Annotated in this window: 23 protein-coding genes and 1 tRNA gene; 17 read left to right on the top strand and 7 right to left on the bottom strand. The window is 64.7% G+C overall.

The window, feature by feature from the left end; all coding sequences use genetic code 11:
* Positions 1–141 precede the first annotated feature (141 nt).
* Together rplT and rpmI are read right to left on the bottom strand one after the other, a co-directional pair.
* The gene (rplT, locus tag JQ566_RS14430) at positions 142–501 is read right to left on the bottom strand and encodes a 50S ribosomal protein L20 (RefSeq protein ID WP_008143961.1); all 360 of its coding nucleotides are present in this window, start codon (positions 499–501) and stop codon (positions 142–144) included.
* A gap of 80 nt (positions 502–581) precedes the next feature.
* Positions 582–782, bottom strand: coding sequence for a 50S ribosomal protein L35 (gene rpmI, locus JQ566_RS14425; RefSeq protein ID WP_008539890.1), 201 nt, complete (start codon positions 780–782; stop codon positions 582–584).
* 273 nt (positions 783–1055) lie between these two features.
* Between rpmI and JQ566_RS14420 the strand changes: the two genes are divergently transcribed.
* Positions 1056–1460: a hypothetical protein gene (locus JQ566_RS14420; RefSeq protein WP_212372893.1), complete on the top strand. Its 405-nt coding sequence runs from the start codon at positions 1056–1058 to the stop codon at positions 1458–1460.
* A gap of 119 nt (positions 1461–1579) precedes the next feature.
* Here the strand turns inward: JQ566_RS14420 and infC are convergent, their stop codons facing one another.
* Complete coding sequence (gene infC, locus JQ566_RS14415; protein ID WP_080134054.1) at positions 1580–2119, bottom strand: translation initiation factor IF-3; 540 nt, start codon at positions 2117–2119, stop codon at positions 1580–1582.
* Positions 2120–2171: 52 nt separating this feature from the next.
* On the opposite strand from infC, the gene JQ566_RS14410 reads away from it, so the two are divergent.
* Together JQ566_RS14410 and JQ566_RS14405 are read left to right on the top strand one after the other, a co-directional pair.
* A complete protein-coding gene (locus JQ566_RS14410; RefSeq protein ID WP_212373112.1) occupies positions 2172–2330 on the top strand; it encodes a hypothetical protein in 159 nt (52 codons plus the stop codon).
* A 40-nt stretch (positions 2331–2370) separates the two neighbouring features.
* Positions 2371–3159, top strand: coding sequence for an alpha/beta hydrolase (locus JQ566_RS14405; protein ID WP_212372889.1), 789 nt, complete (start codon positions 2371–2373; stop codon positions 3157–3159).
* Between the two features lie 150 nt (positions 3160–3309).
* On the opposite strand, the gene queG is transcribed toward JQ566_RS14405, so the two are convergent.
* Both queG and JQ566_RS14395 read right to left on the bottom strand, forming a co-directional pair.
* Positions 3310–4485 carry a tRNA epoxyqueuosine(34) reductase QueG gene (queG, locus tag JQ566_RS14400; protein WP_212372887.1) on the bottom strand — a complete coding sequence of 392 codons (1176 nt, stop codon included), beginning with the start codon at positions 4483–4485 and terminating at the stop codon, positions 3310–3312.
* The gene (locus JQ566_RS14395) at positions 4434–5126 is read right to left on the bottom strand and encodes a glutathione S-transferase family protein (RefSeq protein WP_212372885.1); all 693 of its coding nucleotides are present in this window, start codon (positions 5124–5126) and stop codon (positions 4434–4436) included. Before JQ566_RS14395 ends, queG begins: the two co-directional genes overlap by 52 nt.
* 170 nt (positions 5127–5296) lie before the next feature.
* Between JQ566_RS14395 and JQ566_RS14390 the strand changes: the two genes are divergently transcribed.
* The 3 genes from JQ566_RS14390 to JQ566_RS14380 all read left to right on the top strand — a co-directional run bounded on the left by JQ566_RS14390 (position 5297) and on the right by JQ566_RS14380 (position 8410).
* Positions 5297–6103: an undecaprenyl-diphosphate phosphatase gene (locus JQ566_RS14390; RefSeq protein WP_212372883.1), complete on the top strand. Its 807-nt coding sequence runs from the start codon at positions 5297–5299 to the stop codon at positions 6101–6103.
* A 237-nt stretch (positions 6104–6340) separates the two neighbouring features.
* Positions 6341–7666, top strand: coding sequence for an FAD-binding oxidoreductase (locus JQ566_RS14385; protein ID WP_212372881.1), 1326 nt, complete (start codon positions 6341–6343; stop codon positions 7664–7666).
* A 3-nt stretch (positions 7667–7669) separates the two neighbouring features.
* The gene (locus JQ566_RS14380) at positions 7670–8410 is read left to right on the top strand and encodes an SDR family oxidoreductase (protein ID WP_212372879.1); all 741 of its coding nucleotides are present in this window, start codon (positions 7670–7672) and stop codon (positions 8408–8410) included.
* Positions 8411–8589: 179 nt separating this feature from the next.
* Here JQ566_RS14380 and JQ566_RS14375 read toward each other — a convergent pair whose 3' ends face one another.
* Positions 8590–9555, bottom strand: coding sequence for a complex I NDUFA9 subunit family protein (locus JQ566_RS14375; protein ID WP_212372877.1), 966 nt, complete (start codon positions 9553–9555; stop codon positions 8590–8592).
* A gap of 151 nt (positions 9556–9706) precedes the next feature.
* Between JQ566_RS14375 and JQ566_RS14370 the strand changes: the two genes are divergently transcribed.
* The 3 genes from JQ566_RS14370 (at position 9707) to JQ566_RS14360 (ending at position 10500) form a co-directional block, all read left to right on the top strand.
* Positions 9707–9793 (top strand) — tRNA-Leu (locus tag JQ566_RS14370).
* 203 nt (positions 9794–9996) lie between these two features.
* A complete protein-coding gene (locus tag JQ566_RS14365) occupies positions 9997–10206 on the top strand; it encodes an addiction module protein (RefSeq protein ID WP_249139452.1) in 210 nt (69 codons plus the stop codon).
* Complete coding sequence (locus tag JQ566_RS14360; RefSeq protein ID WP_212372875.1) at positions 10207–10500, top strand: type II toxin-antitoxin system RelE/ParE family toxin; 294 nt, start codon at positions 10207–10209, stop codon at positions 10498–10500.
* 24 nt (positions 10501–10524) lie between these two features.
* Here JQ566_RS14360 and JQ566_RS14355 read toward each other — a convergent pair whose 3' ends face one another.
* On the bottom strand, positions 10525–11796 hold the full coding sequence (locus JQ566_RS14355; protein WP_212372873.1) for an MFS transporter: 1272 nt from the start codon (positions 11794–11796) through the stop codon (positions 10525–10527).
* Between the two features lie 349 nt (positions 11797–12145).
* Here JQ566_RS14355 and JQ566_RS14350 point away from each other — a divergent pair, with 349 nt between their 5' ends.
* From JQ566_RS14350 to rpoN, 8 genes are all read left to right on the top strand, one after another.
* On the top strand, positions 12146–13774 hold the full coding sequence (locus JQ566_RS14350) for a YadA family autotransporter adhesin (RefSeq protein WP_349643324.1): 1629 nt from the start codon (positions 12146–12148) through the stop codon (positions 13772–13774).
* A gap of 20 nt (positions 13775–13794) precedes the next feature.
* Positions 13795–14361 carry a hypothetical protein gene (locus JQ566_RS14345; RefSeq protein ID WP_249139451.1) on the top strand — a complete coding sequence of 189 codons (567 nt, stop codon included), beginning with the start codon at positions 13795–13797 and terminating at the stop codon, positions 14359–14361.
* Between the two features lie 194 nt (positions 14362–14555).
* Complete coding sequence (locus JQ566_RS14340) at positions 14556–15890, top strand: UbiA family prenyltransferase (RefSeq protein ID WP_212372872.1); 1335 nt, start codon at positions 14556–14558, stop codon at positions 15888–15890.
* A 105-nt stretch (positions 15891–15995) separates the two neighbouring features.
* The gene (locus JQ566_RS14335; RefSeq protein ID WP_212372871.1) at positions 15996–16610 is read left to right on the top strand and encodes a ribonuclease D; all 615 of its coding nucleotides are present in this window, start codon (positions 15996–15998) and stop codon (positions 16608–16610) included.
* Positions 16611–16769: 159 nt separating this feature from the next.
* Entirely contained in the window at positions 16770–17501 is a 732-nt protein-coding gene (gene lptC / locus JQ566_RS14330; protein ID WP_212372870.1) for an LPS export ABC transporter periplasmic protein LptC, read from the top strand.
* Positions 17502–17506: 5 nt separating this feature from the next.
* Positions 17507–18220, top strand: coding sequence for an LptA/OstA family protein (locus JQ566_RS14325; RefSeq protein ID WP_212372869.1), 714 nt, complete (start codon positions 17507–17509; stop codon positions 18218–18220).
* A gap of 221 nt (positions 18221–18441) precedes the next feature.
* Positions 18442–19446: an LPS export ABC transporter ATP-binding protein gene (gene lptB, locus JQ566_RS14320; protein ID WP_212372868.1), complete on the top strand. Its 1005-nt coding sequence runs from the start codon at positions 18442–18444 to the stop codon at positions 19444–19446.
* Positions 19447–19536: 90 nt separating this feature from the next.
* Entirely contained in the window at positions 19537–21159 is a 1623-nt protein-coding gene (rpoN, locus tag JQ566_RS14315) for an RNA polymerase factor sigma-54 (protein WP_212372867.1), read from the top strand.
* Positions 21160–21217: the final 58 nt, after the last annotated feature.

Raw genomic sequence — 21217 nt, 5'->3', positions numbered from 1 at the left:
AGCGCGTCTTCGCGTTAGATTCGCCGGGCATCCACGTCGGAGAAGTGTTTGTGCGAGAGACGGCCGGGGCAGTACGGCGCGAGACGCGCCCTTGCCCTGGCCATCACAAGCTGAATGCTGCGCAGAGCACAGTGGGGCAGCTTACGCCGCCAGCGCGGCCTTGGCCTTCTCGGCGATCGCCTGGAATGCCGCGGGCTCGCTGATCGCGAGATCCGACAGCACCTTGCGGTCGACGGTGATCCCCGACTTGGCCATGCCGTCGATAAACTTGCTGTAGGTCAGGCCGAACGGACGGACGGCAGCGTTGATGCGCTGGATCCAGAGCGCGCGGAAGGTCCGCTTCTTACGCTTGCGGTCGCGGAAGGCGTATTGCTGGGCCTTCTCCACGGCCGGCTTGGCGGCGCGGATGGTGTTCTTGCGGCGGCCGTAGAAACCCTTGGCGGCCTTGTAGACTTTCTTGTGCTTGGCGTGGGCGGTCACACCGCGTTTGACGCGAGACATGACGAAATCCTTCAGAGATGACTTTGGTTAGCGGATTGCCGCACGGAATGCGGCAGGGATGGCAGTGATCGTGGACGCGATCAGGCGTTCGGCAAGAAGTACTTCTTGACGTTGTCGCCGTCGGTCTTGAACAGCACGCGGGTGCCGCGGAGCTGACGGATCTGCTTCTTCGTCCGCTTGATCATGCCGTGACGCTTGCCGCGTTGGGCGTGCATCACTTTGCCGGTGGCAGTCACCTTGAAGCGCTTTTTAGCGCCCGATTTGGTCTTCAGCTTGGGCATTTGGCTCTCCTAATGGCCACAGAGATCCGCCCGCAAAGGCGGCTGGCCGTCAAAAATGCTCGTTAGAGCGTTGATTGTGCTCAGGTTTTACGAACAAGCGCGAAACCCGCACGAAACACCGCCACGGCAGCCCTTAATCAGCCGGGCGATGAAGGCTGGGCTTATGACAGAGGACAAGCCAATTGGCAACGATGAACCGCCGAAACCTGCCCGCCGACTATTGGAGGTTGCCACCCCCAATGTCCAAACCTTGTCGCCTGAAGCAGGACCAAAATGGCCCATTTCCCGCAATTTCTTTCTTCGCTGGCGAATTTCGCCCGTCCGCGCCGTCTGGCGCTGTTCGCCGTGCTCGCCACGGCGTCGCTGCCGTCAACTGCCGATGCTCGCGCCAGCGGCTATGACGGCATCTGGAACGTCACCTTCGCCACCACCCGCGGCAATTGCAGCTCGGGCTACAGCGTTCCCTTCACCGTGACAGGCAGCCGCGTCTCGTCCGCCGGCGGTGGCCGGGTCTCGGGCCGGATCAACCGCGCCGGCGCCGTCGCCGTCCAGGTCTCGGTCGGCGCCTCCCATGCCAGCGGCGGCGGCCGGCTCGCCGGCGTGAATGGCGCCGGTTCGTGGAAAGGCATCATTTCCGGCGACCAGTGCAGCGGCACCTGGCAGGCGACGCGGACGTAAGATCATAATCACGGAGACGGTGCGCTCCCTCTCCCGCTTGCGGGAGAGGTGAAAAACAAAACGGCCCGCCGGAGATCCGGACGGGCCGTTGAACTCTTAAAGTTCCAAAGCGCTTGGCGTCAGCGCGGCGCCAGCACCATGACGACCTGACGGCCTTCGAACCGCGCGTCCTGCTCGACCTTGGCGAGCTCGGCGACGTCGGTCTTGATCTTGTCCAGCAGCTTGGTGCCGATCTCCTGGTGCGCCATTTCGCGGCCGCGATAGCGCAAAGTGATCTTGACCTTGTCGCCCTCTTCGAAGAACCGCTGCATCGCGCGCATCTTCACGTCGTAATCGTGATCGTCGATCATCGGGCGGAGCTTGATCTCCTTGATCTCGACGGTCTTCTGCCGCTTGCGGGCTTCCGCGGCCTTCTTCTGAGCGGAATACTTGTACTTCCCGTAGTCCATGATCTTGCAGACGGGAGGGCTGGTATTCGGCGAAATCTCGACCAGATCCATGCCAGCTTCCTGGGCCATCCGGATGGCGACGACGGTCTCGACCGTGCCTTTGTTATCACCGGTCTGGTCGATCAGCTGGATCTGCGCATTGCGGATATCATCATTGATGCGCGGCCCGTCTTTGCTGGCAGCGGGCGGAGCTTTATTAGGACGGCGAATGGGTGGTTCTCCAAAGTTGTGAAAGAAGCGGCTATTTTGAAGGAAGATGCGTTTGCCGGCAAGCAAGTCGCTCGTGCGAGGAGCGAAAAACCCTCAAATGCGAGGCATTTTGGTCACGCCCAACGGCACGGTGCTCGACATAGACACCTTGCTTCTGTTCCGCAAGCGTCCCAAAGGGACAATGCTGATGCCCGGCGTGCTTTCGGAATGAGCCCGGACAGCTCAAACCGCACAGCCAGAGTAAACGTTCCATGACCGATGCAATTTCCGATGCCGTGCTCGACTTCATCGAATTGGGCGAAGGCCCGTCCGCGCGCCGGATCGCGGTGCGCCACCGCGCCGGCAAGGGTCCTGGCCTCGTCTGGCTCGGTGGCTTCAAGTCGGACATGCAGGGCGGCAAGGCCGTGGCACTGGACGCCTGGGCCAGAGACAACGGCCGCGCGGTGGTTCGGTTCGACTATTCCGGCCACGGCGAATCCAGCGGCGATTTCGCCGACGGAACCATCGGAAGCTGGCTCGAGGACAGCGTCGCCGTGTTCGAGCGGTTCTGCGACGGCCCGCAGATCCTGATCGGCTCCTCCATGGGCGGCTGGATGGCGCTGCTGCTCGCGCGCGAGATCAGGAAGCGGAGCAGCAAGGGGTCGTTGGCCGGACTCGTGCTGATCGCGCCGGCGCCCGACTTCACCGAGGAACTGATGTGGAAGAATTTTTCACCTGCGGTGAAGAAGGAGATCGAGACCAAAGGCTTCTGGCTGCGGCCATCGGACTATGGCGACGGCTCGCCCTATCCGATCACGCGGAAGCTGATCGAGGAGGGACGCAATCATCGCGTGCTCGGCAGCGCCATCGATCTCGGCTGCCCCGTCCGTATCCTGCAGGGCGCGCAGGATCCCGACGTGCCCTGGCAGCACGCGTTTGCGCTGACCCACCGCCTGCCGGCCGACGACGTCGTCCTGACCCTGATCCAGGACGGCGACCACCGCCTCTCCCGCCCGCAGGACATCGCGCGCATTCTTGCCGCAGTGGCCGAGATCGGGTGAAGTTGCTGCCCAACATTCGGTGTCATCGCCCGACTTGATCGGGCGATCCAGTACTCCGAGACGGCTGTGATTGAACCGATGGGTTGCGGCGTACTCGATTCCCCGCCCCCGTGCGCAATTGCGCACTAGGCGGGGAATGACAGCGGAGAGTTAGGAGGCGGCTTGCCACTCCTCGCGTACACCCTCGTCGAGTTCGTTGGCGACCGCATCTGTCATGAGCGCCTCAAACTCATCTCGCTCCACCAGCTGCGCCAGCGCCCACACCGCCGCGCCCCGCACCAGTGGGCTCTCGTCATCCAGCAATCTCCGCGCCTCCTCAGCCAGCGCCACCTCACCCGAGTTGCCGATCGCAATCAGCACGTTGCGCAAGAACCGGTCGCGGCCGATGCGCTTGACCGGCGACTTCGTGAACAGCGCACGAAACGCGGCATCGTCGAGCCGCGCCAGCTCGGCGAGATCAGGTGCGCGCAATTCGTCGCGCGCGGCGAGTTTTACCTCGCGCCCCTCTTGCGCAAACTTGTTCCAGGGGCAGGCGGCAAGGCAATCGTCGCAGCCATAGATGCGATTGCCGATGCTCTTGCGAAACTCGCGCGGGATCGGCCCCTTGCTCTCGATGGTGAGATACGAGATGCAGCGCCGCGCATCGAGCTTGTAGGGCGCGGGGAACGCCGCAGTCGGGCAGATGTCGAGACACGCCCGGCACGAGCCGCAATGATCGATCTCGGCAGCATCGCGCGGCAGATCGAGCGTGGTGTAGATCGCGCCGAGGAACAGCCACGAGCCGAATTCGCGCGAGACCAGATTCGTGTGCTTGCCCTGCCAGCCCAGATGCGCGGCCTGCGCCAGCGGCTTTTCCATCACGGCCGCGGTGTCGACGAACACCTTCACGTCCGATGGCGCGGTCGCGACCAGCCAGCGCGCCAGCGCCTTCAGCCGCTTCTTGATGAGGTCGTGATAGTCGTCGCCCTGCGCATAGACCGAGATCGCCGCGCGCGTGCGCTGCTTCAGGATCGCCAGCGGATCGGAGTCGGGACCGTAGTTGACGCCGAGCATGATCACGCTGCGCACGTCGCTCCACAGCCCGCGCGGATCGACGCGGCGCTCCGGCTGAGCTGCGAGCCAGTCCATGTCGCCATGGCCGCCCGAGGCGATGAACTCGAGGAAGTGTTTCCCGGCGTTCTCGATCGTGCCGGGTGCGGTGATGCCGATGCAGTCGAAGCCGAGCGCGCGCGCCTCGCGTTCGAGCGCCGCCTTCAGTTCAGTCGGATCGGTGCTCAGAAATCCAGGTCCACGTAGGTCCGCGACGCCGGCACGCCGGCCAGCCATTCGCTCAGCAGCGGGCGGAACGACGGGCGGGATTTCACCCGCGCGTACCACGCCTTTGCTGCGTCGTCCTCGCTCCATGGCACGTCGCCCAGATAGTCGATCGCCGAGAGATGCGCCGCGGCGGCGAGATCCGCGTAAGTGAGCCGGTCGCCGGCGAGGAAATTGCGCGTCTGCGCCAGCCAGCCGATATAGGCCAGATGATAGCGCACATTGGCTTTCGCTGCGCGCATCACGTCGGCCGAGGGCGGGCCGCCGCCGTTCTCCTCGCTCATGAAACGCTTGTAGATGCGCTCGGTGACGAGGGGATGCGAGACCTCCTCGAAGAATTTTTCGTTGAACCAGGCCATCAGCCGGCGCACCTCGACGCGCTCGGCAAGCGTCTCCGGCATCAGGCGCTTCACGCCCATCCCGCCGCCATAGGCCTCGTCGAGATATTCGGCGATGATGGCCGCGCCCGGAATCGGCGGCTGCTCCTCGTCCACCATGACAGGCGTGGTGCCGGCCGCATTGAGCAGCAGAAACGCCTCGCGCCGTTCCCAGCTGCGCTCTTCGACCAGCTTCAGGTCGAGCCCGTATTCGCCCGCGATCAGGCGGATGAAGCGCGAATGCGGACAGAACGGATGATGAAACAGCGTAAACATGAAGCCTTTGACTATTTGATGGTGCTTAAGAATCCATCAATGTTTGTGCGGCGCCACACTAGTTCCTCAAAACCGCGAAGCAAGAGCGTGATGCCGCATTTTGCGATTGCAGCATTGGGGGGAATAGGCGAGAAGAGCCCCCGCTTTTCCAGCCGAAATGGACCGTAAATATGTCAGACGCAATACGGGCAGTGATCCTCGGCATCATCGAGGGTGTGACCGAGTTCCTTCCCGTATCCTCGACCGGCCACCTCTTGCTCGCGGAGCGCTTCTTCCATCTCGGCGAGGGCGATTTCTGGGATTCGTTTACGGTTCTGATCCAGCTGGGTGCGATCCTCGCGATCGTCGGGTTGTATTTCAGGAAGTTGTGGGAGGTCGTGATCGGCCTGTTCACGGGCGATGTCTATGCGCGCCGCTTCGTGATCGGCGTGCTGGTGGCGTTCCTGCCGGCCGTGATCGTCGGCCTCGTCGCCGGCAAGTACATCAAGAGCGTGCTGTTCAATCCCTGGGTCGTCTGCTTCACGCTGATCGTCGGCGGCGCCGTCCTGCTCTGGGTCGACAAGCTCAATCTCAAGCCGCGCGAGTACGACGCCACCAAGTTCCCGCTGCTGATGTATCTCTATATCGGCATCGCGCAATGCGTGGCGATGATCCCGGGCGTGTCGCGCTCCGGCGCCAGCATCGTCGCTGCGATGCTCCTGGGAGCCGACAAGCGGGCGGCGGCGGAGTTCTCGTTCTTCCTCGCCATCCCCACCATGATCGGCGCGTTCGCCTACGATTTCTACAAGAGCCGCGCCGAGATGACGATGGACCACATGAACGTCGTCGCGATCGGCTTCGTGGTCTCGTTCATCACCGCTATCATCGTGGTGAAGACGTTTTTGACATACGTCACCCGTCACGGCTTCGTGCTGTTCGCCTGGTGGCGCGTCATCGTCGGCACGCTCGGCCTGATCGCGCTGGCGATCGGTCGGTAGACTTTAAGGTCTGTAGATCCGGATGGAGCCAACGGGTCGGCGCGAAGCGCCGCCCGATGACAGGCTCCGCGTAATCCGGGGCTGGTATCACTTGGGGCACGATCCCGGATTACGCTGGCGCTCCATCCGGGCTACGCTTCGACTCCCGGATGGCTCTGCGCCTTCAACGCAAAATAAGCTTTTGATCGCTAGTCAGTTTCCAATGCAGGGCGGCGCGCCCGGCACAGGAGCTGAACCATGACCCTCGTCAGCGGCTGGGGGCGTTTCCCGGTCGTCGATACCGAGATGCTGCGACCGCGGTCGTTCGAGGCCGTAGGTGAAGCCGTGGTGTCCGGCACGGTGGCGCGCGGCAATGGCCGCGCCTATGGCGATGCCGCGATCGGCGCCGCCAGGACCGTCGCGATGACGGGGTTCGACCGGGTCAGGTCGTTCGATTCGGCGACCGGGCGCATTCGCCTCGAGGCCGGCATGCTGCTGTCGGACCTGATCGACACTTTCGGCCCGCGCGGTTTCCTGCCCTTCGTCGTGCCCGGCACGCGCTTCGTGTCGATCGGCGGCGCCATCGCCGCCGACGTGCACGGCAAGAACCATCATTGTGAAGGCGGCTTCGGCCGTTATGTCGACAGCATCCTGCTGCGCACGGGCCAGGGCGAGGTGATCGAAGCCTCGCGCGAGCAGAACTCCGATGCGTTCTTTGCGACCGTCGGCGGCATGGGCCTGACCGGGGTCATCCTCGAGGCGACGATGCGGTTGCGCAAGGTCGAGACGGGATGGATCCGCGAGCGCGTGATCCCGGCATCCGATCTCGATGCCGCGATGCGCGCGCTCGATGCCGGCGATGCCGCGACCTATTCGGTGGCGTGGATCGATTGTGTCGCGCGCGGCAAGGATCTCGGCCGCTCGCTGATCTATCTCGGCGAGCACGCCGGCAAGGACGAGCTCCCTGCCGGCGCCGCCGCGTTTCCCGCCGGGAAGGATCCCGGCCTCGCGGTGCCGATGGATCTGCCCTCGATGACGCTGAACCGCTTCAGCATCCGCGCCTTCAACGAGTTGTATTACCGCATGGGCGTGCGGCGCGCCGGCCGCAGCCATGTGGTCTCGCTCTATCCCTATTTCTTCCCGCTCGACAGCATTGCCGACTGGAATCGCATCTATGGCAAGCGCGGCTTCCTGCAGCACCAATGCGTGATTCCTGAAAACGGCGCGCGCGCCGTGCTCGGCGAGATCCTCGATCGCGTGGCGCGGCGCGGCGATGCTTCCTTCCTCGCGGTGCTGAAGAAGCTCGGCCAGGGCGACGGCATCCTGTCGTTCCCGCTGCCCGGCTACACGCTGGCGCTCGATTTCCCTGTGAAGGGCGACATCCTGACCTTCCTCGACGAGATCGATCGTCTCGTCGTCGCGGCCGGCGGACGGCTTTATCTCGCCAAGGATGCGCGCCAGTCGCGTGCGACGCTCGAAGCCGGTTATCCCGCGCTGTCGCGCTTCAACGCGATCCGCAAATCGCTCGATCCCGCCGGCAACATCCGCTCGAAGCTTTCACAACGTCTGTTTGATGAGGTCTAGGCCGTGACGTCGCGCAAGTCCGTTTTGGTGCTGGGTGGCTCCTCCGATATCGGCCGCGCCGCCGCGCGCGCCTTTGCCAGGTGCGGCTACGATGTCGGCCTCGCTGGCCGCGACGTTGGCGTGCTCGAGCCTGATGCCGCCGATCTGCGCGCGCGCTACAATGTCGATGTCGGCGTCTACAGGTTCGACGTGCTCGACACCGCCTCGTTCGAAGGCTTTGTCGGCAGTCTCCCGGTATTGCCCGATGTCGTCATCTCGATCGTCGGCCTGCTCGGTGTGCAGCAAAATGCCGAGAGCGATCTCGCCCAAGCCACCGCGATCATGCGCTCGAACTACGAGGGACCGTCGCTGATCCTCGGCTTGTTCGCGGAACGATTCCTGGCGCGCGGCAGCGGCACGCTCGTCGGCGTGTCGTCGGTTGCCGGCGATCGCGGCCGCGCCTCGAACTATGTCTATGGTTCGGCCAAGGCCGGCTTCTCCGCCTTCCTGTCGGGCTTACGCGCCCGCGCCAGCCGCGGCGGTGTTCACGTGGTCACGGTGAAGCCCGGCTTCGTCCGCACCAGGATGACGGAAGGCATGAAGCTGATCGGCCCGCTCACCGTCGAGGCGAGCGTGGTTGGCGACGCGATCCTTCGCGCCGTCGAGAACAAGACCGACGTCGTCTATGTCAGCGGCAAATGGCGCCTCGTGATGCTGATCATCAAGACGCTGCCGGAAGCGGTGTTCAAGAAGCTGAAGTTTTGACGCTGTGGGACGGATCAGTCGTCGCGCCAGCGGCAGTGCGCCCCCTCGCCCCGTTCTTACGGGGAGAGGGTTGGGGTGAGGGGCCTCTCTCCACACGTGAGATCGTCGAGGGATCTGTACCCCCTCACCCGGATTGCTGCGCAATCCGACCTCTCCCCGCAAGCGGGGAGAGGTGAAACTCACAGGCTCATGCGCTGGAACTGACCGGCCGCGCGGAAGCGCCAGAGATATTGCGGGGCGATGGCTTCCAGCGAATCGGGCGTGATGCCGAGGCCTTCCAGCGTCAGCCCGGCCGCCTTCGCCGCATCCGACACGACATTGTCGCGCTCGAGCAGCGTGACCTGGTCGGGCGTCAGCTTGAACGCGCCCGGCGCGAATTGCAGGACGTGGGCCTGGAAGCGCGCGAGGCCGAACGGCAGCGGCACCAGCAGCCGCTTGCGGGCGGTCATGTCGAGGATGGTCTGGATGATCTCGCGCATGGTCAGCACCTCCGGCCCGCCGAGCTCGTAGGTGGCGCCCGCCTTGGCCTTGCCGTCGACGGCATCCGCGACCGCGGTGGCGACGTCGCCGACATAGACCGGCTGCATCCGGGTCGTCCCGCCGATCAGCGGCAGCACCGGCGACATCCGGGCCAGTGCGGCAAAGCGGTTGGTGAACTGGTCCTCGGGGCCGAACATCACGGAGGGGCGGAAGATCGTGGCGGAGGGAACCGCGGCCAGGACCGCGGCTTCGCCGGCCGCCTTGGCCCTGGCATAGCGCGAGGGCGATTCGGCGTCGGCGCCGATCGCGGAGACATGCACCAGCTGGGCCCCGGCGGCGGCCGCCACCTTGGCGACGGTCTCGGCGCCCTTGGCCTGGACGGCGTCAAAAGTCTGCTCGCCGCTCTCGGTGAGGACGCCGACGAGGTTGATCGCGACATGCGAATCACGCAGCGCCGCCTCGACCGAGGCCGGATAGCGCAGATTCGCCTGCACGGTGTGGACCTGCCCGACCCGGCCGAGCGGCTGGAGGTATCCGGCGAGTTCCGGCCGCCGCACCGCGACCCGGACCCGGTAATCCCGCTTGCACAGGGCGCGGACGACGCTGCGGCCCAAAAACCCCGATCCCCCGAAAACCGTGACGAGCGTGTCCAGATTCGATGCCATGGGAGCCGTTCCTGCGGAAAAGAGTGCGTCTTGTCAGGCTTGTATCGGGCCGGTTTGCGATGCGCAATCGGCATCCTGAACCGGGCCTCAAGCATGAATTGACAACGGCGTCACCGAACCGTAGTAACCGCCTCCGTGCCCCAAACGGCATGCCCAGGTGGTGGAATTGGTAGACGCGCTGGCTTCAGGTGCCAGTGGCTTAACGGCCGTGAAGGTTCGAGTCCTTTCCTGGGCACCATTGTTTCCGTCCGGATTCCCTTCGAAACGCAAGGCAGGGGACGGCGGGTTGATCCGGTCCGAACCAACACCGCGAAATTGGTCAAATTGGTCCAGGATCGTCAGATCCTGCCCCTTTCCGTGGGCTGCCGCAGTGACGATATTTTCTCGACGAGACCGCGAAGGTTGTGATTTCGTTGGCAAAAGGGCCAAAGGGTTCGGATCATGGCAACGCTCGACATCAGTCGCTTGACGCCCAAGGAACGGCTCGACCTCATCAGTGAGCTTTGGGACAGCCTCTCCGCTGCCGACGTGCGGTTGACCCCGGCGCACGAGGCCGAACTCGACCGTAGGCTTGCGACTTTTGACGCGGACCGCAGAGAAGCGATTCCTTGGGAAGATATTGAAGCCGAGCTTGATCGCCGGTCACGATAGGTGGCCAGGCTCCTCTTTACGACGGCGGCACGAGCCGATCTCGCCGATGCAGTCCGCTGGTACGACACCCACGCCCCACATGTTGTACGGCAATTTCGGGATGCCTTGCGCGCAGCGCTGATCCGGGTCGCGGACAATCCCAAGCAGTTTCCGCTGGCCTACAAGGACACGCGCTGCGCTTTGCTCCGGCGCTTCCCCTACATTCTGGTGTTTCGTGAAACGCAAGATGCCGTCTACGTCGTTGCGGTGTTTCACACGAGCCGCGATCCCCTGACCTGGATAAGCCGCACGTAGCATCTCCGCCGCTGCGAGACGCCCTCACACCACCCGCTTCCCCGTCCGCTCCGCCACCGCCTTCTGCACAAAATACATCGCCACCAGCGTGACCATCGTCGTGGTCACGACGACGTAGCCGATCCGGTCGAAATGGATCAGCGCGCCGTCAGGCGCCTGCGCGATGATTGCGCCGGCGAGTACCGAGCCGAGCCCGCCGGAGAGCTGCTGGAGCGAGGCGCTGACCGCGCTGAACGAGCCGCGCTGGCTCGGGTCGGGGATCGCCGACATCACCGCCTGCGAGGGGATCATCCGCGAAAAGATGCCGACGAACATCAGCACGTTGACGAGGATCGCGGTCGCCAGCGAGACGTGGCCGAGATTTGTGTAGATCAGCACCATGACCACGGTCATCGCGCAGCCGAACACGAAGGTCGGATATTTGCCGAATGCGTCGCTCGCCCTGCCGACCAGCGGCCCCGTGACGATGCTGAACAGGCCGGAGACGAGATAGATCGTCGGCAGATGCGTGATGTCGATGCCGAGATTGTGCACGGTGAAGGCGCTGGAGAACGGCATCAGCATGTAGCCGCCCGTCGCCAGCAGTGTCGTGACGGCGAAGGCGAGCGTATAGCGCGGCTCTGCGACCGTCGCGACCAGATGGTGGAACGGGTTTCTGTCCTGCTTCAGCTTCAGATGCGCGTCGACCGGCGCCATGGCGAAGGCGATGATCGCGATTGCCGCGATCGACAGCACGACGATCGCAACGAAGCAGACTTGCCAGCTCCAGTGATTGGCGAGAAACAGCCCGGCGGGAATGCCGAGCACCTGGCTCGCCGCGAACGCCGTCTGAATGAAGCCCATCACGCGGCCGCGCAGGTGCAGCGGGAACAAATCGGTGATGATGGCGAGCACCACCGAGCCGATCACGCCGCCGAACAATCCGGTCACGATCCGGCCGAGCAGCAGGACATGATAATTCTGCGCGGCGGCGCAGAGCAGGGTGCCGAGCGTGAAGCCGACATAGAAGAACAGCAGCAGGCGCTTGCGGTCGAAGCGATCTGCAAAGCCGGCGGCGAGGATGCCCGATACTCCCGCACTGAACGCGTAGGCCGACACCGCGATGCCGAACTGCCCGGCCGTGATGTCGAGCGCGGGCATCAGGATGGCGCCGAGCGGCGACATGATGATGAAGTCGAGGATGATCGTGAACTGCGTGAACGCCAGCAGAGCGATCAGAAGCACCTGGTAGCGTGAGAAGCCACGCTGGCGCTCTGATGGATCGTCGATCGGCGCGGCGAGCGTCTGTTCGGTCATGGATCTCGATTCATGGTGTGGAGAGAAACTGGCAGATAGGGTGGTTTGGGCCGATTTTCAGGGGCCGCAGGCCACTCGTTGCGTCGGAACATGAAGCTCGCGCCGAGTTGTGGGATCCGTGCAACAGCCGGGCATCCGGCAAACCGTCCGCCTCCTCGCGAAGGGGATGCGCGGACTGAGAAGTTGGGGCATCGGGCAAGCCCCATGAACATGCCCCCATGAATATGGGGGGACGGAATGCCGCGCAGGTCTTCGCGTATCGAGCGTCTTCCCAAAACCACAGCTCGCATGCATTGAGTGTCGCACAAGCGTCAATCGCGTTGACGCAGTGGCGGGGCTGGGGCTGGAAGTGACGGCGGTCTTCATTCTTTCTCTTCTTGCCGGTTGCGAGTTTGGAAGACCGTGGGGAACGAGCATGACGATTTCACCGCGAGCGCCAGTCACCGCTTTTCTCGCAACAGCGCTCATTGCCGTGATCGCGGCCTGCGCCGGCGGGCCGGAAGCCCGGGCTCAGCTCGTGTGCGTGGATGGTGCCGCGTCTGAGCAAGGCGCCACGGCGGCCGGCTCAGGGAGCAATGTTGCCTGCGGGCCCTCCGCTTCCGCTGTGGGTGCGGGCAGCAACAACTCCGCGATCGGGAGCGGTTCTAACGCCAGCGGAAATGCCAGCAGCAATACCGCCGTCGGTTCCGCCAACGCCAGCGGCGACAGCAGCTCCAATATTGCGATGGGAAACAATGCCAACGCCAGCGGCAACAACAGTTTTAACAGCGCGACCGGGACGGAAGCCATCGCCACCGGCGAGGGCAGTCATAATATGGCGTCCGGAAACAACGCCACCGCCAGCGGTGATAACAGCTCCAACAGCGCGTCCGGGTTCAACGCCCTCGCCGCCGGCAACAACAGCAACAATCTCGCGTCCGGATTCAACTCCCAAGCCCAGGGCGATAACAGCAGGAACGTCGCGACGGGTCGCAACGCCATCGCCAACGGCGCCAACAGCGCCAATATTGCAACCGGCTGGAGCTCCAGAGCCAACGGCGACAACAGCAGCAACATTGCGACGGGTCGCAACGCCAATGCTGTCGGCAGCGCCAGCAACAACATTGCGACCGGGGGCAATTCCAACGCGAACGGAGATTCCAGCTCGAACATCGCGTACGGCCTGAACACCAACGCGAGTGGATCCGGGAGCTACAACGTCGCGACCGGCAACGCCGCCATCGCGTATGGCGCCAACAGCTCGAACGCGGCGACCGGCTATGTGGCGAATGCCAGTGGCGCCAATTCGAGGAATATTGCGAACGGTACGCTATCTAATGCCAGCGGGACCGGCAGCTTCAACATTGCGGTCGGAAACGGCGCCAACGCGAGCGGAAACGGTGTCGCGAACACCGCGGTGGGCAACGGCTCCAACGCCACCGGCGCGAATTCCTCGGCCTTCGGCAATGGCGCGTCGGCGACCTTCGCGAACGCCACCGCGATCGGCAATGGCGCCACCGCGACGCGCGCGAACCAGCAGGTCTACGGCACCGCGAGCAATACCTACACGATGACAGGCGTCACGTCGGCCGCGAGCACGGCCGCGCAGTCCGGGCCCGTGCAGCTCGTCACCACGGACGCTGCCGGCAATCTCGCCTCCACCTCGCTCAGTGCGCTCGGGTTTGCGAGCCCCGCGGATATCGCAAACATCAACAGCCAGCTCGCAGGCATCAATGCCCGCCTCAACGACCTCGACGGCAGGACCGGCAAGGCGATCAACGGTGTCGCGATGGCCTTTGCGATGTCCGGCTCGCCCTGGCTGATGCCGTCCGAGAAGATCGCGATGAGCATGAACTGGGGGACGTTCCAGAACACCAATGCGCTCTCCATGAGTGCGGCGCTGCGCGTCAGCGAGCACGTGCAGGCCAGCGGCGGCCTGACCTATGGCACCAATGGCGGCGGATTGGGCGGCCGCGTCGGAATGCGCGTCGGCTGGTAGTGGCGGGCTTTGGCAATTCGATGCGATCGATCGCGCGAGCCGTGATGGCACTGGCGCTGCTGCTGTGCTGCGGAAATGACAGGGCGATGGCGCAGCAGAAGACGCCTGTTCCTGTGCCTGCGCCGGCTGCCGCGCAGCCGTCGCTGCCCGTCACGCTGGAGCAGGCGCTCTATCTGATCCGCTCGACGCTGCTCACGCTCAACGATGCCAACCGCACCGGCAATTACACGGTGCTGCGCGACCTCGCTGCGCCCGACTTCCAGGCGCGCAACACCGCCGCCGATCTCGGGCTGAATTTTCTCGACCTGCGGCGCCGCAATTTCGATCTCTACGGTGCGGCATTGCTGGCGCCGCAATTCGGCGACGCGCCCGCGCTCGATCAGCGCGGAATGTTGCGCCTTGCGGGTCACATCCCGACCCGGCCGCAGCAGATCCAGTTCGATCTCACCTTTCAGATCGTCGCCGGACAATGGCGTCTGTTCGCGATCGCGATCGCGATCGCCACGCCGGAAGCCGCATCAGCACAGCCGCAAGCCCAGGCGACGCCCGCGAAGCCGGCCGTGCCTGCACAGAAGAAGACGCCGTGAGCGTTGTTTGGCGATAACCTATTGATAAGTCTGTGTTTGTCGCCGGATCGGCGGCCGCTCCCCACACCCTTCCCGCTGCGCCTCCAGCCCCGGTTAAGCCGCCTTTAGCGAATGCCCCCTAGGCTCGCGGCCGTCCCTTTCCCTGCTCCCCGGCCGGATGCCGGTCATGTCGCGGCAAGTAAGAGCGTTTTCGGATGGAGCAGCCTGCCTGGAGTTACGATCCTGGCCTGTCCGAGCCGTCGGCAACCCCGGCGGCTGCGCGGACACTCGTGATCGATCTCGAAGGCGCGCTGTTGCGCTCCGAGCTGCTGATGGAGGCGCTGTTCTCCAGCCCGGGCCGCATGCTGGCCCGCTTCGGCGCTGGCGGACGCCCGGGCATGGCGGCGCTCACGGAGATCCTGGCGCGGGCCGAAATCGACTACGCCCATCTGCCCTATGATTCCGACGTGATGAACCGGGCGCTGGCGGCGCGGGCGCGGGGTGAGAAGATCTATCTCGTCGCGGGACGCTTCGCCGGTCATGCTGCTGCCATCGCGGCGCATCTCGGCTTCGACGGCGTCGTCACGCCGGCCGACCTCGCTGCGGGCAGCTTGCCGTTCGATCGTGCCTCGATCGAGCGCATCGAAAATCGCGACGTCCGCAAAGCCAGTCTCAAGACCAGTCTCAAGATCTGGGCCAAGGCGCTGCGCGTCTATCAATACGCCAAGAACACGCTGGTGTTCGTGCCGGCGCTCACTGCGCATCAGATGAGCCTTTCGGCGCTCGGCGACGCACTGCTCGCGTTCCTGGCGTTCTCGGCCTGCGCCTCGGGCGCCTATCTGATGAACGATCTGCTCGATCTCGCTGCGGACCGCCAGCATCCGACCAAGCGCCATCGCGCGCTCGCGGCCGGCGATCTGCCGATCTCGTCGGCGCTGTCGGCGATCCCTGCGCTGTGGTCGTTCGCGGTCGCAGCCAGCCTCTGCATCTCGCCTTTGTTCCTCGGCGTGCTCGGCGTCTATCTCGCCACCACGATCGCCTATTCGCTCGTGCTCAAGCGCAAGATGCTGGTCGACATCGTCACGCTCGCCGGTCTCTACACGCTTCGCATCGTCGCCGGCGCGGTCGGTGTCGGCGTGGTGCTGTCGGAATGGCTCCTGATCTTCTCGCTGTTCGTGTTCACCTCGCTGGCGCTGATCAAGCGCTTCAGCGAGCTCAGCATGCGCGAGAGCGCGGGGCTCGCCGATCCCTCCAACCGCGACTATCGCGTCACCGACCTGCAAATCATCGCCGCGATGGCGGCGGCGAGCGCGATGAACGCGGTGACCGTGTTCTCGCTCTACGTCTCTTCCTCGGCGGTGACGCCGCTCTACAGCCGTCCCTGGATGCTGTGGCTGCTCACTCCGCTGCTGCTGTACTGGTTCGGCCGCGCGTTGATGATGGCGCATCGCCGCGAGATGCCCGATGACCCCATTCTGTACGCCTTCCGCGACGGCCCCAGCCGCATTGCGGTTGCGGCGATGATCTGCATCATGCTGGCGGCGATCTGACCGAACCCCGTGCTTGCGCGGCCCGCCGGCAATGGCTACATCGCGGGCAATCCGAATTAGCTATTGTGCCGACGCAACCGATTCGACCCGAGGTTTTGACCCGCCATGACCGTACGCCTGCACCGCGGCGACCTGCCCGACCTGTCCCGCTACACCGGAGCGGTGGCGATCGACACCGAGACCATGGGGCTGAACCCGCACCGCGACCGGCTCTGTGTGGTGCAGCTCTCGCCCGGCGACGGCAGCGCCGACGTGGTGCAGATCCCCAAGGGTCACACCGACGCGCCGAACCTGAAGGCGCTGCTGGCCAACCCGGCCGTCACCAAGATCTTCCACTTTGCGCGGTTCGACGTCGCGGTGCTGTACCAGACCTTTGGCGTCATGACCGGGCCGATTTATTGCACCAAGATTGCCTCCCGCCTGACCCGTACCTATACCGACCGCCATGGCCTCAAGGACCTCGTGCGCGAGGTGCTCAACATCGACCTCTCCAAGCAGCAGCAGTCCAGCGACTGGGGTTCCGACAGCCTGACCGAGCCGCAGCTCGCCTACGCCGCCTCCGACGTGCTGCATCTGCACGGCTTGCGCGAGCGGCTCGATGCCATGCTGGTGCGGGAAGGCCGCAGCCAGCTGGCGCAGGCCTGTTTCGATTTCCTGCCAACCCGCGCCCTGCTCGACCTCCAGGGCTGGGCGGAAGAGGACATTTTCGCGCATTCCTGAAGGCCTGCGCGGCGATTGGCCTGAGGTTGCCGCCCCGTTTCGGACACTTTCGTAACGGCCTGTCCCCGGCTGCATATTTGGGCGCCGCCGGATAGAATGGGGTGCCCCTCGACCGGACGAGGCGAGCGATACGTCAGGAGCCAGGTAAATAGGACCCCAGTGAATTCGGCCCAGAATCCCACCTACGACGCCGCGCTTGCGGCGAAGTTTGCCAGCGCGGCGCGCCACAGCCGCCTGGTGCGGATTCTGCGCATCGCGGTGCCGGGTGCGGTGCTGTTGTCCATGGCCGCCATCGTCGGCGTCTCCATCTTCAATCCGTTCCGCATGCTGATGCCGAAGCTGCCGCTCGATTCCGGAAACCTGGTCGTGTCCGGCACCAAGATCACGATGGAATCGCCGCACCTCGCCGGCTACACGCCGGACCAGCGGCCCTACGAGCTCTGGGCCAAGACTGCGACGCAGGACATCACCGATCCCGATCATGTCGATCTGTCGGATTTGCGCGCGAAGGTGCTGATGGAGGATCAATCGACCTTGTTCCTCGACGCCCGCACCGGCCGCTTCGACAACAAGCAGCAGCAGCTGGACTTGCACAAGGACATCTACCTGCGCACCTCGACCGGCTATGAGGCGCGGCTGAACTCGGCCTTCGTCGACATGGGCAAGGGCACGGTCACCTCGGACGAGCGCGTCGACGTCAAGCTGACCAACGGCACGGTGAGCGCGGATCGCCTGCGAATTACCGAAGGCGGTGACGTCATTCGCTTCGAGGGCAATGTGGTGATGCACCTGGACAAGCTGGACGAGCCCGCCGCAACTCAGCCTGCGCCGCCCGAACCCGCGCCGGCGAAGACACGCACGCCTCAGAACAAGTCTGCCAATTCGAAGTGATTTTCATGATGTACTGTTTTCCGCGCGACGCTGTTGTCAGCAAGGCCGCGCTCGCCGCCGGGCTCGCGCTGCTCGTCACGGGTGCGGCCCTTGCGCAGAGCACGATGCAAGGCGTGCCCAACGCGATGCAGGGTTTTTCGCAGAACCGCGATCAGCCGATCCAGATCGAAGCCGCCTCGCTCGAGATGCGCGACAAGAAGAAGGAGGCGACCTTCGCCGGCAATGTGAAGGTCGTGCAGGGCGACACCACCATGACCTCGAAGACGCTGGTGGTGTTTTACGAGTCGGGCGGCGGCGACAAGCCGGCCGCCCCGCAGCCTGCGGCGAAGGGCACGAAATCGGCGCCGATGCAGTCGGCGACGCCCGGGCCGGGCGGCAGCTCCTCGATCAAGCGGCTGGAGGCGCGCGGCAATGTCGTGGTCACCCAGAAGGACCAGGTGGTGACGGGCGAGACCGCGGTGTTCGACACCAAGACCAACCTCATCACCATGCTCGGCGGCTCGGGCCAGGTGGTCCTGACCCAGTGCAGGAACGTGCTGCGCGGTGACCGCCTGATGGTCGACATGACGACGGGCGTCTCACGTGTGGAATCCGACAACGGCCGGGTGCAGGCATTGCTGCCGCAGGGCGGCAGCAATGATTGCGGCCAAGGGGGACAGGGGGCCAAACCCGGCGCGGCGCCGCCCTTGCAACTGCCCGGCGCAAGTAAACAAAAGTAAATTCAATCACTTGTCTCGGGTGCTCCCGATCCGAGGTTGAAGCCTGGCGAGCGAGACTGTATCTAGCGCGCAGGGCTTTCGAAGCGGGGCCGCCGCTTTTCGGGCGTGTTTCACTGGGCATGAGACATCCCTTCACTCATGCTGCATCGGCGAATCGAAAGGCCGGTGCGGCAGGTCGCGCGAATTCGCGCAGGATCGTCGCGAAAGGCTAGAAGGCGGGGATGGTCGATCTCTTCAGCATGTTCCGTCGGCGCCCCGCCAAGCGCGGCCGGCCAGGATTTGCGCGTCAGGACATCACCGCGCTCGGTGACAGCGTCGGCGGCCTCGTGGCCAGCCCTGTCAGGGACGCGCCGCCGATCGCCCGCGACCAGCCGCGCGCGCCCGACCAGTTCCAGGGTGACTACGAGGCCGACTATCAGGCCGAGCCGCGTCCGCAGGCGGTTCATCCCGTCAGGAGCGCCGCCAGGTCCAACGGCGCCGGCGGGCCGCAGCTCCTGAAACGGCCGGGCTTCCTGGCTGTGCATAGCGTGGAAAAGGCCTTCGGCAGCCGCCAGGTGGTGCGCGGCGTCAGCATCTATGTGCGCCGGGGCGAGGCGGTCGGCCTGCTCGGGCCGAACGGCGCCGGCAAGACCACCGTGTTCTACATGATCACCGGCCTGATCAAGGCCGATCGCGGCGCGATCGAGCTCGACGGCCACGATGTGACGAAGCTGCCGATGTATCAGCGCGCGCGGCTCGGCATCGGCTATCTGCCGCAGGAAGCCTCGATCTTCCGCGGCCTCACCGTCGAGCAGAACATCCGCGCCGTGCTCGAAGTGGTCGAGCCCTCGCGCAAGAAGCGCGAGCAGCAACTCGATTCCTTGCTCGACGAGTTCAACATCACGCGCCTGCGCAAATCGCCGTCGATTGCGTTGTCCGGCGGCGAGCGCCGCCGCGTCGAGATCGCACGCGCGCTGGCAACGCGTCCGAACTACATGCTGCTCGACGAGCCCTTCGCCGGCATCGATCCGATCGCGGTCGGCGACATCCAGGACCTCGTCCGCCATCTCACCAATCGCGGCATCGGCGTGCTCATCACCGACCACAATGTTCGCGAGACGCTCGGCCTCACCGATCGCGCCTATATCGTTTATGCCGGGGAAATCTTGACCGAGGGGACCCCGGATGAGATCGTTGCCGATCCGGACGTGCGCCGCCTCTACCTTGGCGAGGAATTCCGCCTCTAGCCCTTTTTTCCAATACGTCAAGCCGTGTACATCGTGCCAAGACTAGGATAAGCAAAAATCGGACCAATTTTTGGGAACGGTTCTTGCTTCATGGCTCTCACGCAGAGATTAGAGTTCCGGCAATCGCAGTCGCTGGTCATGACGCCGCAGCTGATGCAGGCGATCAAGCTGCTGCAATTGTCCAACCTCGATCTCACGACCTTCGTGGAAGAGGAGCTCGAGCGAAACCCCCTGCTGGAGCGGGCCAGTGACGAGGCCCCCGCGGGCGACGCTCCGGCCGAGGCCGGCCAGTACAGCGATAACGACGATTTCGGCGGCGGAAGCAGCGACGAACCGGGCGGCGGTCCGGGCGAGGCGTTCGAGCCGGGCCAGGAAGAATGGATGAGCAAGGATCTCGGCACCCGCGCCGAGATCGAGCAGACCCTGGACACCGGCCTCGACAACGTCTTCTCCGAAGAGCCGGCCGAGGCCGCGGCGCGCAACGCCCAGGATGCCGTGCCGACCACCTATACCGAATGGGGCGGCGGCGCCTCCGGTGACGAAGACTACAATCTCGAGGCTTTTGTCGCGGCCGAGACGACGTTGTCGGATCATCTCGCCGAGCAGCTCTCGGTCGCCTACACCGCACCCGCCCAGCGCCTGATCGGCCAGTACCTGATCGACCTCGTCGACGAGGCCGGCTATCTGCCGCCCGATCTCGGCCAGGCCGCCGAGCGTCTTGGCGCATCGCAAGCCGAGGTCGAGGACGTCCTCGCCGTGCTGCAAAAATTCGACCCGCCCGGCGTCTGCGCGCGCTCCCTGAGCGAATGCCTGGCGATCCAGCTGCGCGAGCTCGACCGCTACGACCCCGCGATGCAGGCCCTGGTCGAGCATCTCGATCTGCTTGCCAAGCGCGACATCGTCGCCTTGCGCAAGATCTGCGGTGTCGACGACGAGGACATCGCCGACATGATCGGCGAGATCCGCCGCCTCAATCCGAAGCCGGGCATGAAGTTCGGCTCGGCGCGCCTGCAGACCATGGTGCCCGATGTCTATGTCCGCCCCGGTCCGGACGGCGGCTGGCACGTCGAGCTCAACAGCGACACCTTGCCGCGTGTGCTGGTCAACCAGACCTACTATTCCGAGCTGTCGAAGAAGATCGGCAAGGACGGCGACAAGTCCTATTTCACCGACGCGCTCCAGAACGCGACCTGGCTCGTGCGCGCGCTCGACCAGCGCGCCCGCACCATCCTGAAGGTTGCAACCGAGATCGTGCGCCAGCAGGACGGCTTCTTCACCCATGGCGTCGCGCACCTGCGGCCGCTCAATCTGAAGGCCGTCGCCGACGCCATCCAGATGCATGAATCCACGGTATCGCGCGTCACCGCCAACAAATATATGGCGACCAACCGCGGCACGTTCGAGCTGAAATATTTCTTCACGGCCTCGATCGCCTCGGCCGACGGCGGCGAGGCGCATTCGGCGGAAGCCGTGCGTCACCACATCAAGCAGCTGATCGATTCGGAGCAGCCCTCCGCGATCCTGTCGGATGACACCATCGTGGAACGCTTGCGCGCCTCGGGCATTGATATTGCCCGCCGCACGGTCGCGAAGTACCGCGAAGCCATGCGCATACCCTCCTCGGTGCAACGCCGCCGCGACAAGCAGAGCGCTCTTGGTAACGTCCTCTCCACCGCCTTGTCCGATCGCTCCCGCAATCCCGAACCGGCCTGATTGCGCTGGCGGCAAATCGCGCTACTCTCGATTTCCCATCGAGACCGATCCAAGCTGG

The organism is Bradyrhizobium sp. SZCCT0231, from assembly GCF_018130245.1.
Taxonomy (GTDB): domain Bacteria; phylum Pseudomonadota; class Alphaproteobacteria; order Rhizobiales; family Xanthobacteraceae; genus Bradyrhizobium; species Bradyrhizobium japonicum_F.
Note: the sequence above shows the minus strand (reverse complement) of the source record. Positions and strands in the feature narration are given on the sequence as shown.

Excerpts from the sequence above, each read along its gene's own strand:
- rplT (WP_008143961.1), bottom strand. The coding sequence starts at position 501 with ATGTCTCGCGTCAAACGCGGTGTGACCGCCCACGCCAAGCACAAGAAA.
- rpmI (WP_008539890.1), bottom strand. The coding sequence starts at position 782 with ATGCCCAAGCTGAAGACCAAATCGGGCGCTAAAAAGCGCTTCAAGGTG.
- JQ566_RS14420 (WP_212372893.1), top strand. The coding sequence starts at position 1,056 with ATGGCCCATTTCCCGCAATTTCTTTCTTCGCTGGCGAATTTCGCCCGT.
- JQ566_RS14405 (WP_212372889.1), top strand. The coding sequence starts at position 2,371 with ATGACCGATGCAATTTCCGATGCCGTGCTCGACTTCATCGAATTGGGC.
- queG (WP_212372887.1), bottom strand. The coding sequence starts at position 4,485 with ATGGCTGGCCGGCGTGCCGGCGTCGCGGACCTACGTGGACCTGGATTT.
- JQ566_RS14395 (WP_212372885.1), bottom strand. The coding sequence starts at position 5,126 with ATGTTTACGCTGTTTCATCATCCGTTCTGTCCGCATTCGCGCTTCATC.
- JQ566_RS14390 (WP_212372883.1), top strand. The coding sequence starts at position 5,297 with ATGTCAGACGCAATACGGGCAGTGATCCTCGGCATCATCGAGGGTGTG.
- JQ566_RS14385 (WP_212372881.1), top strand. The coding sequence starts at position 6,341 with ATGACCCTCGTCAGCGGCTGGGGGCGTTTCCCGGTCGTCGATACCGAG.
- JQ566_RS14375 (WP_212372877.1), bottom strand. The coding sequence starts at position 9,555 with ATGGCATCGAATCTGGACACGCTCGTCACGGTTTTCGGGGGATCGGGG.
- JQ566_RS14365 (WP_249139452.1), top strand. The coding sequence starts at position 9,997 with ATGGCAACGCTCGACATCAGTCGCTTGACGCCCAAGGAACGGCTCGAC.
- JQ566_RS14355 (WP_212372873.1), bottom strand. The coding sequence starts at position 11,796 with ATGACCGAACAGACGCTCGCCGCGCCGATCGACGATCCATCAGAGCGC.
- JQ566_RS14345 (WP_249139451.1), top strand. The coding sequence starts at position 13,795 with ATGCGATCGATCGCGCGAGCCGTGATGGCACTGGCGCTGCTGCTGTGC.
- JQ566_RS14340 (WP_212372872.1), top strand. The coding sequence starts at position 14,556 with ATGGAGCAGCCTGCCTGGAGTTACGATCCTGGCCTGTCCGAGCCGTCG.
- JQ566_RS14335 (WP_212372871.1), top strand. The coding sequence starts at position 15,996 with ATGACCGTACGCCTGCACCGCGGCGACCTGCCCGACCTGTCCCGCTAC.
- JQ566_RS14325 (WP_212372869.1), top strand. The coding sequence starts at position 17,507 with ATGATGTACTGTTTTCCGCGCGACGCTGTTGTCAGCAAGGCCGCGCTC.
- lptB (WP_212372868.1), top strand. The coding sequence starts at position 18,442 with ATGGTCGATCTCTTCAGCATGTTCCGTCGGCGCCCCGCCAAGCGCGGC.
- rpoN (WP_212372867.1), top strand. The coding sequence starts at position 19,537 with ATGGCTCTCACGCAGAGATTAGAGTTCCGGCAATCGCAGTCGCTGGTC.